This is a genomic window from Arthrobacter sp. CJ23 (genome assembly GCF_024741795.1).
Taxonomy (GTDB): Bacteria; Actinomycetota; Actinomycetes; order Actinomycetales; family Micrococcaceae; genus Arthrobacter.
This window is the reverse complement of sequence record NZ_CP102950.1, coordinates 4,457,782-4,471,677: the sequence shown is the minus strand read 5'-3', so window position 1 is coordinate 4,471,677 and position 13,896 is coordinate 4,457,782. Positions and strand designations below refer to the sequence as shown.

The window sequence follows — 13,896 nt, the reverse complement described above, 5'->3', positions numbered from 1 at the left end:
CGACGATGCGGGCGGGTCACGCTCCAGGGTTAACTGCGACTCCTTGGAGGGGCATCACCGCTGCCCGCGCGGCCTCATGTCCGAAGCTACGCCGGGCCGGTGGGGCCGTCAATGAACTCCGTAGGATGCGCAAGCGCGCCCGTAGTTTGGCGAGGCCCCGGGCGGTGCGCGAGCATCTCGGCAAGCTCGGCCAGGCGGTGGGCGCGGGCGGATTCGGCGGGCGTGAAGGGCTCGTCCGGGCGGGAGAACACGAGCGGTCCGTGCCAGGCCGTGGGGATCTTGAGCAGTGTCCCTGAGGGCCCGACGCCGGCGGCCGGCTCTTCGGCGGAGCCTTCCGGAGCGTTGGGGACCACTCTGGCGGAGAGCAGTTCGGCGACGGCGAGGGGGAGCTCGTCCGGGTTGCCGGCGATGCGGGCCGCGATGCTCAGCGCCCTGGTCTGCCCGTCCGCCATGGCGAGCGCGGTGGTGGGCCACACATGGGACTCACGGCCGCCGCCGTCGTCGAGCGCTTTCAGCAGCTCCGTCTCACCCAGGTGGCCGGGCGCGGACAGCACGAACTCGTCCAGGACCGTGCCGTCCATCGGGTGCACGTGGATGCTGAGGATGTTCGTGTCCAGGCGTGCGAGGGACTGGGTGATCTTCTTCAGGGAGCCGGGCTGGTCGCGCAGCACGGTGCGGGCCCGCCACAGGGCCGGCGCGGTGTGGAGCTTGCGCCGGTGCCGCAGCGCGGGGGCGTGGAGCCAGCTCCGCAGCACCCTGGCGGCGGACGGCTCGGCCACCCAGATGACCAGGACCGTGGCGGTGACGGTCAGCAGGAGCACCTTGGCCAGGTACGGCAGGTGGGTTTCCACCACCGCGGCGTGCACCAGCAGTTCGATGGGGAGCATCACGGCGATCTGGGCCGCGGTAAAGCGGGCCTTGGGCGGTTCGGGCATCTGGCCGCACACTTCGCAGGAGAGCTCAGCGGTGGCGGGAGTCTTCTGCTTCGGCTTCATGTCCCCATGGTGCCCGGTGGGTGTTTCGGCGCGGTTGCCTGTGCGTCACGATCGTGCGCAGGACGGTTGGAGAGCCTGTGGCGCAGCCAGCGGACCACAGCTTCGCTTTGCTGCCGTTGAAAGGTCCGGAGGCTTGGGAGCCCCGGTGGCGGCGCCAGTCTGGCGGCATCAGTGAAGTACGCACCAAGACCAGCGAGGACACGGTCAACGCTGTCCGGCCGGACCGTCGCGAACGCTGCATGGGACTGCAGCACGGATTCAACGTCGAACATTGGATCGAACACGCGCACGTTGATCAGGGCGGAGAGGGCATCAATCCACGATGAGCCGACGCATGCCCAAGGCCAGTCCACAAGGACCGCTGTGTTGTTGGGTGTAATCAGGATGTTGTCGGCCCGGATGTCCGTGTGTACCAGGGAATCGCCACCGAGGTCCTTCAAGCCGGATAGGGCAAGCCCTTCCAATGACTCAAGATTCCTGAGGACCCAGGAATCGCAGTCCTCTGGAGGATCGCTTCTGATGCGGCTCCACGCATTGAATGCCTCACTTAGCTCCTTCTCGAGTGTTGGCAGGTTCTCGAGGGCTGCGGGGACGGGCGTTCGGGCCAGCCGTAGCAGGGCATCCAGGACAATCGTCAGTTCCGATAAGCGCCAAGGGATGTGCGGGTGCCTGCCTTCCACGTCGCTAAGGACCAAGGCAACCCACTCGCCGTCGTCGTAGGTGCCGATCAGCCTCGGCGCCGGAACTGTGTCTGCCAGCGCCCCTGTGACTGCCGCTTCCTTTCGATGGATGGCCGGTGACTGCTCGTTCAGTTGCGGACTGACCGCTTTGATGAACGCCCGGCCTCCCGAAACGGTGCGAACCCTGTCCGCCGTGCCTGGCGAAAATCCTCCCTGCTGGCCTGTGGCCGCCGTGACCCGGTCTCCGAGGATCTGTTCGATTCCCGCCTGCACACGCAGGGGCAAATCGTCCCAGCCGATCCGTGGACTCCATTCCGGTTGCATGGGAGCCAATAGTAATCCGGCCATCGGCGGCATGCAGCATTCCTGCCCAGTTAGTGGCCGTCTCAGTGACGGTCCAGACGCAAGAACCCGGTGTTCTCGGGGTGGGAACGCCGGGTTCAGCGAAGCAACTGGGAAGGGGCGCCGGAGAGGGCGCCGGGGCCCCTAGCGGACGGCGTCGGAGTCCCGCTCGGAGCCGCGGTTGGCTGCTGCGAGCTCGGACAGCAGGTCGCGGATTTCGGCGAGCAGTGCGGTGTCGGCCGGCAGCGGCTCTTCCTCGGGCTCCTCGGTGGCCAGGCGGGCCTTGACCATGGCGTTGATCTTGTTCATGGGCGCCACGAAGATGAAGTAGACCACGGCGGCGGTGATCAGGAAGGTCACGAACGCCGTGATGACGGCGCCGAAGTTCACGAACGTTGCGGGGTTGTCCGGCCAGATCGCGAAGCCCAGTCCCTCGGCGTTGACGCCGCCGGCGGCCGCAATGACCGGGTTGATGATGTTCGTGGTGAACGCTGCCACGAGGGCCGTGAACGCCGTGCCGACCACGACGGCGATCGCCAGTTCGATGACGTTGCCGCGAAGAATGAAATCCTTGAATCCCTTGAGCATGGAAAGACCTCCGGTAGTTTCGGGTTGCCGCCGCCGTTGGTGGAGGGCGGGCGCGGCGCGTGCAGAGATCAAACTACCACTTGAAGGTTTCGGGGAAGTCTTGGTTGGCTCACGGTCGGGGCGGCTGTGCCACACAGCGGCGGGCCCTGCGGATGGTCCGCAGGGCCGCCGCGATTGCCGACTCAGCCCACGAGGGCGCGCGTGTGGTCGTTGAGGAACATTCCCCGGGGATCGAACTCGCGGCGTACCTGGATGAAGGTGTCGAGCCCAGGGTAGAGGCGCTCCAGGCGGCTCCGGGTCATGAAATGGATCTTTCCCCAGTGTGCCCGCGGTTCGAAGTCCTGCAGCACGGCATCGGCGTCCCGGAAGAACTGCCAGTAGTCGGTTCCGGGCTTGGTGGTCAGGGTGACCACGGTGCTGTCGCGTCCTTGGAACTGTGACATGTAGCCGTCGTCGGCCTTCACCCAGCGGACCTCCACGGGGTATTTCTGGTCCGGGTGCTTGGTGCGGATCAGGTCCTGGATGGCCTCGACGGCGGCCAGTCCGTCCTCGCTGCGAACGAAGTACTCCAGTTCGTGGAACTGCGTGGTGAAGCCGCCCGGGTAGATCCGGTAGGAGCGGTCCAGCCGGGCACCTTCAACAGAGGAGATTTCGCTCTCGTCCTGGATCTGCGCCACGTTGTACCGCTTGGTGTAGCTGCGGTCCGCCATGCTCTGGCCCGGCGAACCCGGCAAATCCAGGAGCTCGCAGGAATCGTCGTCCGGGCACCAGAGGAACGAGTAGTGGCGGTTCGAGTCAATGTCGGCCTGCCACGTAGCCGCAGTCTCGGCCCACGTGGGATACGTGATCTGTTCCTGCAGGTAATAGCTGTCCTCGACGGCCAGCTCGACTTCCAGGAAGATCCCCAGCGTGCCAAGGGCGACCTGGGCAGCCCGGAGTTCGCGGAGCTGCCCCTCGCCGATTTCGACAATCTCGCCGTGGCCGTTGATCAGCTTCACCCAGCGCAGCTTGGAAGAGAAGCTGCCCAGGTCCCTGCCGGAGCCATGGGTGCTGGTGGCCAGCGCTCCGGCGATTTGCTGCTTGTCGATGTCTCCCTGGTTGCTGAGCGCCAGGCCCTGCTCCCACAACGCATCGCCAAAGGCATTGATGGTGGTGCCGGCCAAGGCCCTGGCTCGGCGCGCAACGGCATCCGTGCCGGTGATCGCCGAGAGGCCGGACATGTCCATCAGGACGCCGCCTGTCTGAACCAACGGCGAGGACGAGTGGCCTGAACCGACCGCCCGCACGGGCAGGCCTTCGCGGATGGCGAACCGGACGGCGTCGAGCGCTTCCTGTTCAGTCCGCGGCCGGACGGTGAAGGCGGGTGTGGCGCTCTGGTTCCCGCCCCAGTTGGTCCAGGTGACGTCCGTCCCGAAGGGAGCGGATGGGGTTGCCGCCCTGGCCGGGGACGCGGCCCGGGGAACGTTGGTGGTGGTCATTGCTAAGCTCCGTTGCTTGTCTGAACGCTCACGCGCCGTGGTTGATCATGACGTGCTTGGTGCGGGAGTAATCATCCAGCGCGTAGAGCGAGAGGTCGCGGCCGTAGCCGGATCCCTTGAACCCGCCCCACGGTACCTCGCAGGCCAGGACCAAGTGTGAATTGACCCAGACCGTGCCGAAATCGAGCTGCTTGGGGATCCTCAGCGAAAGGCTTGAGTCTTTCGTCCATACGGAGGCGGACAGGCCGTAGGGGCTCTCGTTCGCCCGGGTGACGGCCTCCTCGGTGGAACTGAATGTCTCCACCGTGACCACGGGTCCAAAGATCTCGTGCGTGGCAATAGGGGCTCCCGCGGGCACGTTGCTGATCACCGTGGGTTCGATGAAGTAGCCGGGGCCTTCAAGGGCAGACCCGCCGATCGCCATCGTCAGGCCGGCGGCCTTGGCGTCAGCCAGCGATTCCTTGACGCGTTCGAAGTGCGGGCGCGAAATCATGGGGCCGATTTCCACGTCGTCTCCCGCGTCCGGGGACCCCACCACCAGAGTGCTGACCTCACGCACCAGGTGCTCCGTGAACTCGGCTGCCACGGATTCGTGGACGAGGACGCGGCAGGCGGCGCCGCAGTCCTGGCCGGCATTCCAGAAGCCTGCATTCCGTACGCCGGCGGCGGCCGCGCGGAGGTCGGCGTCGGGGAAGACCACAACGGGAGCCTTGCCGCCGAGTTCCAAGTGGACGCGCTTGACCGACTTTGCTGCGGTTTCCGCCACGGCCTGGCCGCTGACCACACTGCCGGTCAAGGCGACGAGGGCGATGTCAGGGTGTTCGGACAGCCGCTGTCCTACGGTGCGGCCCTGTCCCGTGACGACGTTGAGGATTCCGTCCGGGATGTGTCCGGCCACGAGTTCTGCCAGCTTCAGCGTGGACAGCGGGGTCTGCTCGGACGGCTTGAGGACGATGCTGTTTCCAGCAGCCAGGATCGGGGCGATCTTCCAGGCGGCCATGAGCAGCGGGTAGTTCCAAGGGGTGATGACCCCGACCACGCCCACGGGCTCGCGGAGGATCACCGAGGTGTGGCCGGTGGCGTAGTCCCCGCCGGCCATGGACGTCAGGGTGCGCGACGCGCCAGCCATGAAACGGAACGTGTCGATGGTGCTGGAGACATCGTCCTCCGCGACGGTTCGCGGCTTGCCGGTGTTGGCGGACTCGATGATTTCGAACGCTTCACGGTTGGCTTCGATGATGTTCGCGATCAGGGACAAGACCTCGGAGCGCTCCTTGGGCGTGGTGGCACCCCAGGACTTTTGGGCCTCGACGGCGGCTGCGACGGCGACGTCGACGTCGGCTGCGGTGCCGGCCCGCACCGACGCCAGGACCTGCTCGGTGGTGGGGTCAACGACGTCGATGAGCTCGGTGGAGGAACCCGGCACGAAGGATCCTCCAATGAAGTGCCCGGTGGGAGGCAGGGGCAGGGGCGGCACGCCGCTGAAGCCTGCGGAGCTGGCGGAGGAACGTCGGACGGCGAACTGTTCGGTCTGGGAGGTGGTCATGATGTTTCGCTTTCAGATGAGGTCAGATGCGAGTGCAGGGGCTTGAAAGGGGGCGGCCGCCGGCTTGTTCCGGAAGATGCGTGCCGCGAAGTAGTAGAGCGGGGCAACAACCACCAGCCCCACGATCCAGGAGACGTCCACGCCGCCCATGGCCGCGGCCACGGGGCCCGTGTAGATCGCTGTGGCGGAGAAGGGGACCTGGATCAAGGCGCCTGCTACGTAGGAGCCGATGGCGACCCAATTGAACCGTCCGTACACGCCGCCGTCGCGCTTGAAGAAGTCTTCAACCTTGTAGTCGCCGTGCCGGAGAAGGTAGTAGTCCACCAGGTTGATGGCCGTCCAGGGGACCAGGACGTACATCAGGAACGAGAGGAAGTTGGTGTAGAAGAGGATGAAGTTGTCGCGGGCGAACAGTGCGATCAGCAGGGCGAGTGCGAAGATGACAACCGCGGCTATGCTCCGGGTCTTGGCGTGGGGCAGCCAGTTCGGCCTGAACGTCTGGCCGATGGTGAGGCTGCACAGGACTCCACAGTAAAGATTCATGGCATTCGACGCGGCCACGCCCAGGCAGAAGATCCCGATAATGGCGAGCGTCCAAGGCCCCAGCAGGGCTCCCAGGCTGCCCACGATTTCAACGTTGCCGCCATCGCTGCTCAGGGCCAGGGCCAGCGTTCCTACCAGGGCGCCCAGGATCATGGGAAACAGGGTTCCCAGGACGCAGCCTGAGTAGGACGCCCAGAAGGCCGGGGCCGAGCCCGTGCCCTGGGGCATGTAGCGGGAGTAATCCGAGACGTACGGGGCGTAGGCGAGCTGCCACAGGGCGGATACGGAGATGGTGCCCATGAAGCCAACCCAGTTGAAGTTTCCCTGGTCCAGGAAGCTGGCCGGCAGTCCCTGGACGAACAGGATCCAGGCGAAGGCCAGCAGCAGCGCCAGGCCGGCCGCGATGCTCAGGATGCGTGCGTAGGCGTGAATGAGCCGGTAGCCGAAGATCGTGGCAATAACGCTGACGACGCCGATGATGATGATGCCCGCGTCAACACTGATGCCCGGGCTGACGGCTGCCATTGCCTCGCCGCCAAAGACCAGGTTCGCCGCGAAGAAACCGACGTACATGATCACCACGATCACCACGATCAGCAGCGCCCCGAATGAACCGAACTGGCCGCGGGTCTGGATCATTTGCGCCACGCCCAGTTGCGGGCCCTGGGCGGAATGCAGCGCCATGAAGATGCCGCCCACCACGTTGCCGATGATGATTCCCACGATCGCGGGCACAAAGTTGAGGCCGAACACCGTGGTGGCGAGCCCGCCGGTCACGATGGTCATGATCATGATGTTGGAGCCGAACCAGATGGTGAAGAGGTCCCGGGCTTTTCCGTGGCGTTCGTTCGCGGGGATGGGCTGGATGGTCTTGTCCTCGAGCCGGGGTACCTCGGCCGTGGCGACGGGCGCGTTCATGACAGTGTCCGGGATGCCGAAGCGAGTTCGCGCACGGAGTCGGTGGAGGCCTTGCTGCGGTTCACCATGAGCGCGAGCAGGTCGAAAACGAGGGTGGCCGCCGCGACCGTGGTGATGTCTGCGTGGTCGTAGGCCGGAGCCACTTCCACGACGTCGGCGCCCACAATGTTGATGCCGTTCAGTCCGCGGAGCAGGGCCAGGAGTTCGCGGGAGTGGAGCCCGCCCATCTCCGGGGTTCCGGTGCCTGGTGCGAATGCCGGGTCCAGGACGTCGATGTCTATGGAGACGTAGACGGGCGTGTCGCCGAGCCGCTCCTTCACTTGGGCAATTGCTGCCGGGACACCGATGACGTCAAGGTCCGAGCAGCGGATGATCTGGAACCCGAATTCGTGGTCGCGGAGGAAGTCGTTGCGGTCATAGACCGGCCCGCGGATGCCGACGTGCATGGACTTGTCCTCCACAAGCAGGCCTTCTTCGAAGGCGCGGCGGAAGATGGTGCCATGGGTGACGGGCTGGTCGAAGTACGTGTCCCAGGTATCCAGGTGGGCGTCGAAGTGCAGCAACGCGACGGGTCCGTGGACCTTGTTCAGGGCCCTCAGCATGGGGAGGGCGATGGTGTGGTCGCCGCCGATCGAGATGAGCCTCTTGTCCCCGCTGATCAGGGGCAGCGCCTGCTCCTCGATTTCGCGGACGGCACGTGCGATGTCGTAGGGCGTGCAGGCGATGTCGCCGGCGTCAACAACCTGGGCTTCGTAGACGGGCTCGACGTCGAGCTCTGGGTGGTAGCCGGGGCGCAGGAGCCGGGAGGCCTCGCGGACTGCGGCAGGACCGAAACGGGCGCCGGGCCGGAAGGAGGTCCCGCCGTCGAACGGGACGCCGACGATCGCAATGTCGTAGTCCGGAACGCGGTCGATCTGGGGAAGCCTGGCGAAGGTGCCAAGGCCTGCATACCGGGGGACTTTGGTTGCGTCGACGGGGCCGATGGGCTTGTGCGTTGTCATGCCGGGATCCTTCGTTTGCTGTGCTGCCTGGCGGCTGGGCCACCGGCATTTCGGTGATGGTTGCGGGTGCTCGTCGTTGAGCGGGAGTAGTGCGGGAATGGTGGCGGGAAGTTCGTAATTCCATTCTTCGTGACGCGCATCACGGTGAATAGCGGTACATTGACTACAAATGGCCGAGGCGCTTAGACAAATGTCTAAACTCCGCCACATGCCGCCGTTCTGGAGAGCCGGGAGCACGTTTCAATGGCAATCACCGTGGCCGAACTCGTGGCCGAGCCGCAGCTGGGGCTGACGCTCCTGGCTGGGGCGGAAGGCCGCGACAACCGCATCACCTGGGCCCACACCTCCGACCTGCCCAGGCTGTGGGAATGGGTGACCGGGGGTGAGCTCATGATGACCAACGGCTTGTCCATACCCGCCGACGCTGCCGGGCAGGTGGCGCTCGCAGCGGCACTGGTGGACTCCGGAGCAAGCGCCCTGGCCATCGGCGAGAAGATGCACGCGCCTGAGCTCTTGCCGGAGTTCCTGGAGGCCTGCGACCGCCTGCCGCTGCCGCTGATCAACGTCCCCTACCCCTTGCCGTTTATCGCCATCGCCCGCACGGTTGCTGAAGCTTCGCTGCTCGAAGAATCGCGGCGCCTACGCCAGACCGCGCGGGTCTACGACCTTCTCCGGACGGCCGGTGCGTCCGAGGACAATTGGCAGAGCCTTGTCCAGAGGTTGGCCACGGAACTGGACGCGGATCTGTTTGTGGTTGATCGGCGCTGCCTCCATCCCTGGCATCCCGAAGGCCGGCCGCTCCCGGTGTTCCTCGCGGACGAATGGGCTCCGCTGTCCGGGCAGGTAGCCCTCGCGGGCAAGAACTTCCAGTGGCATCGCGTCAGGGGCAGGCACGTACTGACCATGGACATTCCGACCCATGCCAATGCGCTCCTGGTGGTGCTGCCGAACAGCGAGCCGCATCCGGACGCCGTCGTACTTCTGCACGCCGCAACGGTGCTGGGGCTGCAGCTTTCGCGCATTGTCCTGTCCTTGGAAGGCGAGCACAGGCTGGCGGGCGAGTTCCTGCTGCAGGCCTTCGACGGCCGCCTGGGGACAGCGGAAATGGAAAGCAGGCTGGCGGCTTTCGGGCTCCCGGCACAGGAGTTCCTGCTCGCCTCGATCTCAGCGGACGACGGCGACAGGCTGGCAAACGTGCACATCGAACTTTGGCGCCACGGAGTTCCGGCCGCGTCCTTGAGGCGCAACAATCGGCTGCACGTGGTGGTCTGCGCGGAGGTAGCCGACGATGTGCTGATTCACTGCGCCGGGCAGGGTGCCACGATCGGCATCAGCGCGCCGGCGGCCGTGGCCGGCATTCAGCGGGCGCTTCAGGAATCGCTCTGGGCGCTCGGTTCCGCCCAAGGGAACAAGGTGACCCTGGCCCGGTACGCCCAGGGTTCTTCGTGGCTTGGACTCACGAGCTTCGAGGAGGGAACGGCTTTGGTTCGGCGTCTTCTCGGTCCGATTTTCGAGTACGAACAGGGTGAGCACGGGGACCTCATTGTCACGCTGGGGACCTTCCTGGACAAGCAGCGTTCGTGGCAGAAGACCGCGGCTGCCCTCTTTACCCACCGGCAGACGGTCATGTACCGGATGCGCAAGATCGGCGAGCTGACCGGACTGGACATGAACGAGACCTCCACCGTGGCGCAGCTGTGGTTCGCCCTGCAGATCCATGAGGCCATGGATCCCCAGGGCAGCCTCACCCCGCGCCCGGCGTAGGCGGCGCCGCGGTGGACCGCGTCGGTCACCGTGGATTGACCGCTACCGCGCGGTTTCTCCCCAAGGCCTTGGCCTCATAGAGAGCGGCGTCGGCGGTCGCGATCATGTGCGCGAGCCCGGCGCCGGTGTTTGCGCTGGAGGCTATGCCATAGCTCACCGTGGGAAAGGCCATACCCTCAGGCGGGTTCGACGCAGCCAGAGTGCGGCTGATCTCCGCCGTGATGGTGGCGGCCCGATCTTGATCGGCGCCCGCCAGCAGGATGATGAATTCCTCACCCCCGTACCGCCCCACCAGGTCCGTGCGACGGACGGAATCCACGCAGGCAGAGGCAAACGCCTGGATCGCCGCGTCCCCGGCCGAATGGCCGTGCGTGTCATTCACAGCCTTGAAGTGGTCCAAGTCAGCCAGGATCACCGTGGAAACGGACCCTGCGGCCTCGAGCCTGCGGCATTCCTGGTCCGCCAATTCCGTGAACGCTTCACGGTTCAGAAGCCCAGTCAGACCGTCCCGGGTGGCCCGTTCCCTGAGGGCCTTGATGAGTTGCTCGTTACTCAGCTCCGTCATGCTGAAAGACACTGTAATCAGAAGGACTATGAGGAACAGGCAGGTCACCGCCGGGCTGAAGTAGGTGCGGAACTCCGGACCCTGGGGGCCGTCCAGAGCGTAGACGATTCCCCGGCACAGGAAGTAGGCAACCAAGACTGCGGCGACTAACCGGAGCGGCCGGTGGGCTTGCGAACCGTTGGGCTTCAACAGCGATAGTTCCCGGGCCGCAAGGGCCATCCCTGTTCCCATCATCAGCAAGTACACCAGGCCCCCGGACCAGGCATTGATGGCCGGGTTCTCCATAATGGATGCCACGACCGTGACTCCGGGGCCGGCGAGAAGCTGCCATCGCGCCGTCCGGAGCAGCCGCAGGGAACGGGTGCCTGCCCACACGCTGAACGCCCCAGCCACCAACAGGGCGTTCCCGAGCGGATTGGCCCAGACCTGGTGAGGTGTTCCAGTGAGCAGGAACGATGCGTTCCCGACAAGCCAAAACGCCAGCGCCACGCACCACCAGCCGCTGTACGGGGACCTGGTCCGGCGAAACGATCCCAAGAACAAGCAACACAGGGTCAACGTGACGACCCCCAGGGCCAACTTCAGACTTACCGTATCCAGCACCGTTCTCCCCCTTGCTGAGAACACACTAGCCCACCGCATCCGTCGAGCTGGCCTGGCAAGTGTCAGTTGGTGACGTGGTCACTCGCAGGGTTGTACTCCCACAAAGCCGGCTTAGCTCACCCTCGCTGTCAGCCTGGAGACGAGGTCGTCGATCTGGCGGAACTCTGTCGGGTCAATTTGGGAGGTGAGCTCGACAAGTGTGGTTCGGAGTCCTGCCAGGTTCTCCTGTGCAGTCTGACTCTTGAGGAGGGACTTCTGGAATGACTTGAGCTGGTCTTCGAGGCGCTTGTAAGGCTCTTTTGCCAGTGCCCCTGACTTATTCATCTCCCTGAGCCGATCTGAGACGTTCTCCGGTGTCAGCGCATAGCGGATCCTCACAGTTCGACTTGCACCGACGGCATCGGCTACGTCTGCGCTGATCCGCGTCTTGCCATTCACCCGGGTGGTGGTGATGCCCGGGTCGGCTGACAGGACATCGCCCGATTCGATATCGAGATCGATGACCACGCTCGTGGAGGTTTGGGTGGGATCGCTCACCGTGACGATCATTTCGGCATCCTGCTCTTCGATCCCGACAGCACATGCTTGAGCTGCCGTGACGAAGGAGACCGAGCCCGCGGCAAAGAACGTTGCAGCCCACCGGCCGGACGGTTCGTGGCGCGCCGAATGAGTGGCCCCGGTTTGGGACAGGACGCGGATGGGCGACTGCGCTGCGTACTGTTTGGTCGAGTCAACGGTGGCGTTTGGCAGAACGATGTAGCTGTACGTGTCAGTGGCCGACTTCGTGTGGTCCAGCCAGAGAGTGGAGAACGTGTTGCTCATGACGGCTGACGTCTTGTTCGGGCTGATGTCGCTCAGCTTTCCGCTTCGTGTCTGGCGTTGGGCGTTCAACACAGCAGGGGTGGGGAAGACGTAGCCTGCGACGCCATCCAGGTGGGCCCAGCCGGCGCCTTGAACGATATCGGTTGATCCGTCCACCGCAGCCACCGCCTTGCCGTCAATGGTGATCGTCGCGGCGGCCGCAGAGGTGGCTCGGCGGTTCTCCAGAATCGTCTCGGCGGTGCGGCCGGGAGCGGTGCTGATGCCGTCGCCGAGGCACAGGATCTCATCTCCAAAGAAGAACCATGATTTCCGGCACGTCAAGGACGACGGCGGCTGGGCCGTGAGGCGCAAACCGGCGGCTCCCCACGTGGTGGCCGCAACGCCACCTGCCCAATAATCCGGGTTGTGGTATTCCGCCCGCCACGGAACAGTGGCACGCGTTCTTTCCACACGGTCCACGGTGGTTCCAGGGATGCGGTAGGGATCCACCGTAAACCAGTACCCATTGTCGAACTGGGCAAGGTCGTCGGTGTAAAGATACAGAGCGCCGTCGGCTGTGTACCACGCAGCGAGATTCTCGTTGTTGCCCGTTTCGTAGTTGGAGATACGCAGCGAGTTCATGGCCAGGGCGGCGGCGAATGTCTCCGTCCGATGTATCACGCGGTCCATGGCGCCGAAGACCTGCGTCTTGACCAGCGGGCCGCGGGCCGGAGTGGCGCCATCGGCAAGGAGAGCACGTGCGGCCGTCAGGGATGCCAGTGAGAATGACGCTGTGAGATCGTCGGCCGTGTCCGAGCCGAGCTCCTGCTTCAACATCGCGGCCAAGCGTTCCCTGGTTGCGCCGGTGGCACCCCTCAGCAGTGGCAGGCAAGCGGCGAGGATTCCGTGTCCGCTGTCGTGGTCGCCCGCTGGTGAGAAGGCGACGTTGCGTCCGCGGACGGTGTCCATGACGAGCCCGTTCCAGAGGAAGGGTTCGAAAGCATCGTGGATCCAGTTGTAAACGATGGATGTATCCAATGCTGTTCCCAGCGCTGCGGTCCGGATGATGGTGGCGACCAACGAGCTGAGGAAGCTTGCACCATAGCCCCCAACGTAGGGGAACTGGCCGTGCTGAATGAAGGATCCGTCAGGGTAGAAGCCGTCGTGGCTAAAGAAGGCAACCTCATTGGGGCCGCCGTTGATGGCCCCCACATTGCCTCCGTTGAGCAGCCCGACGGTGCCGCCAATCGGCTCGGCGTAGGAGAGGAGGGAAGCGACGCTCTCCAAGGCTGCAGTGACGGTGGGCATGTCATCGGAGAGCACCCCACGGCCACTGAATCCGTCGGCGATGAGGGCCAGGTTTGCTGCCGCTGCCTGCGTACCGGTGGTCGGCATCTGTGGGACTTGCCGTGCTTGGGCAGCTACGCAGGAGCCGATCTGCGCCGCCGTCAACTGGTCAAACATGAGCACTGCAGTGTCGTTCAACGCCTGTGGTGTGGAGACCATCCACTCGTACCAGTTGTCGTATGCCTTGGTGGTGGCCGTGTAGGCGTTTGAAGTGAACCAGCCAAGACCGTCGATGATGGCTGCACGCAGTTGATCGTTCCCATAGGTAGGGGACCCAATAGCCGCCCAACCAATCGCCATGTCGCGGAGCCGCCGGGCTGTGGAGGTGAGGTTGGCGGACTTGGTCCCCAAGGGGAGGTCCGTCCATAGGGTGGTTCGCGAAGTGCCGGTGGCCATGGAGGTCTGCCATTTGACCGCGGTTGTGGCCAACGCGCGAAGGCGGGCTGCAATGGCCGCGTCCTCGGGGTCGTAACCCGAACCGACGAGTGCCGCTTGCCACGCCTGCCTCGCCAGGGTGAAGGAACCATCGGCAGCGGCAGCCTTCTGCGGCGTGAACTGAAGCGCCCCAAGCAAGGCCGCGGCCGCCGAACCGGCGATCAACAAGGACCTCCGGCTAAACGTCGCCATTCCGCTGACGTGAGGTTGGTGGACTTGAGACGTGGCATCCGTCGAGATTTCCATGATTCACCTTTGAATTCGTTGGGTCGTCATCCCGCGGACGCGGG

At 65.0% G+C, this 13,896-nt stretch carries 10 protein-coding genes; 1 reads left to right on the top strand and 9 read right to left on the bottom strand.

The features are described 5' to 3' along the window. Window positions 1–86 precede the first annotated feature (86 nt). The 7 genes from NVV90_RS20230 to speB all read right to left on the bottom strand — a co-directional run bounded on the left by NVV90_RS20230 (window position 87) and on the right by speB (window position 8,091). A complete protein-coding gene (locus tag NVV90_RS20230) occupies window positions 87–995 on the bottom strand; it encodes an amino acid-binding protein (RefSeq protein WP_258439025.1) in 909 nt (302 codons plus the stop codon). Continuing rightward, window positions 992–2,032: a phosphotransferase gene (locus tag NVV90_RS20225; protein WP_258439024.1), complete on the bottom strand. Its 1,041-nt coding sequence runs from the start codon at window positions 2,030–2,032 to the stop codon at window positions 992–994. Before NVV90_RS20225 ends, NVV90_RS20230 begins: the two co-directional genes overlap by 4 nt. A 129-nt stretch (window positions 2,033–2,161) precedes the next feature. After that, complete coding sequence (mscL, locus tag NVV90_RS20220) at window positions 2,162–2,605, bottom strand: large conductance mechanosensitive channel protein MscL (RefSeq protein ID WP_258439023.1); 444 nt, start codon at window positions 2,603–2,605, stop codon at window positions 2,162–2,164. A 182-nt stretch (window positions 2,606–2,787) separates the two neighbouring features. Then, window positions 2,788–4,083, bottom strand: coding sequence for a D-arabinono-1,4-lactone oxidase (locus tag NVV90_RS20215; protein ID WP_258439022.1), 1,296 nt, complete (start codon window positions 4,081–4,083; stop codon window positions 2,788–2,790). Window positions 4,084–4,111: 28 nt separating this feature from the next. Further along, window positions 4,112–5,629, bottom strand: a complete 1,518-nt coding sequence (locus NVV90_RS20210) for an aldehyde dehydrogenase family protein (protein ID WP_258439021.1) — start codon at window positions 5,627–5,629, stop codon at window positions 4,112–4,114. 12 nt (window positions 5,630–5,641) lie between these two features. Continuing rightward, window positions 5,642–7,090, bottom strand: a complete 1,449-nt coding sequence (locus NVV90_RS20205; RefSeq protein ID WP_258439020.1) for a cytosine permease — start codon at window positions 7,088–7,090, stop codon at window positions 5,642–5,644. Further along, window positions 7,087–8,091 (bottom strand): agmatinase, encoded by a 1,005-nt coding sequence (gene speB, locus NVV90_RS20200; protein ID WP_258439019.1) that lies wholly within the window; start codon window positions 8,089–8,091, stop codon window positions 7,087–7,089. The genes NVV90_RS20205 and speB overlap by 4 nt, the downstream gene beginning before the upstream one ends. Before the next feature lie 243 nt (window positions 8,092–8,334). Between speB and NVV90_RS20195 the strand changes: the two genes are divergently transcribed. Further along, on the top strand, window positions 8,335–9,855 hold the full coding sequence (locus NVV90_RS20195; protein WP_258439018.1) for a PucR family transcriptional regulator: 1,521 nt from the start codon (window positions 8,335–8,337) through the stop codon (window positions 9,853–9,855). A gap of 25 nt (window positions 9,856–9,880) precedes the next feature. Here the strand turns inward: NVV90_RS20195 and NVV90_RS20990 are convergent, their stop codons facing one another. Both NVV90_RS20990 and NVV90_RS20185 read right to left on the bottom strand, forming a co-directional pair. After that, window positions 9,881–10,639 (bottom strand): GGDEF domain-containing protein, encoded by a 759-nt coding sequence (locus tag NVV90_RS20990; RefSeq protein WP_309304077.1) that lies wholly within the window; start codon window positions 10,637–10,639, stop codon window positions 9,881–9,883. Between the two features lie 495 nt (window positions 10,640–11,134). After that, complete coding sequence (locus NVV90_RS20185) at window positions 11,135–13,798, bottom strand: polysaccharide lyase 8 family protein (RefSeq protein WP_258439016.1); 2,664 nt, start codon at window positions 13,796–13,798, stop codon at window positions 11,135–11,137. Window positions 13,799–13,896 lie beyond the last annotated feature (98 nt).

Excerpts from the sequence above, each read along its gene's own strand:
- NVV90_RS20230 (WP_258439025.1), bottom strand. The coding sequence starts at position 995 with ATGAAGCCGAAGCAGAAGACTCCCGCCACCGCTGAGCTCTCCTGCGAA.
- NVV90_RS20225 (WP_258439024.1), bottom strand. The coding sequence starts at position 2,032 with ATGCCGCCGATGGCCGGATTACTATTGGCTCCCATGCAACCGGAATGG.
- mscL (WP_258439023.1), bottom strand. The coding sequence starts at position 2,605 with ATGCTCAAGGGATTCAAGGATTTCATTCTTCGCGGCAACGTCATCGAA.
- NVV90_RS20215 (WP_258439022.1), bottom strand. The coding sequence starts at position 4,083 with ATGACCACCACCAACGTTCCCCGGGCCGCGTCCCCGGCCAGGGCGGCA.
- NVV90_RS20210 (WP_258439021.1), bottom strand. The coding sequence starts at position 5,629 with ATGACCACCTCCCAGACCGAACAGTTCGCCGTCCGACGTTCCTCCGCC.
- NVV90_RS20205 (WP_258439020.1), bottom strand. The coding sequence starts at position 7,090 with ATGAACGCGCCCGTCGCCACGGCCGAGGTACCCCGGCTCGAGGACAAG.
- speB (WP_258439019.1), bottom strand. The coding sequence starts at position 8,091 with ATGACAACGCACAAGCCCATCGGCCCCGTCGACGCAACCAAAGTCCCC.
- NVV90_RS20195 (WP_258439018.1), top strand. The coding sequence starts at position 8,335 with ATGGCAATCACCGTGGCCGAACTCGTGGCCGAGCCGCAGCTGGGGCTG.
- NVV90_RS20990 (WP_309304077.1), bottom strand. The coding sequence starts at position 10,639 with ATGGCCCTTGCGGCCCGGGAACTATCGCTGTTGAAGCCCAACGGTTCG.
- NVV90_RS20185 (WP_258439016.1), bottom strand. The coding sequence starts at position 13,798 with ATGGCGACGTTTAGCCGGAGGTCCTTGTTGATCGCCGGTTCGGCGGCC.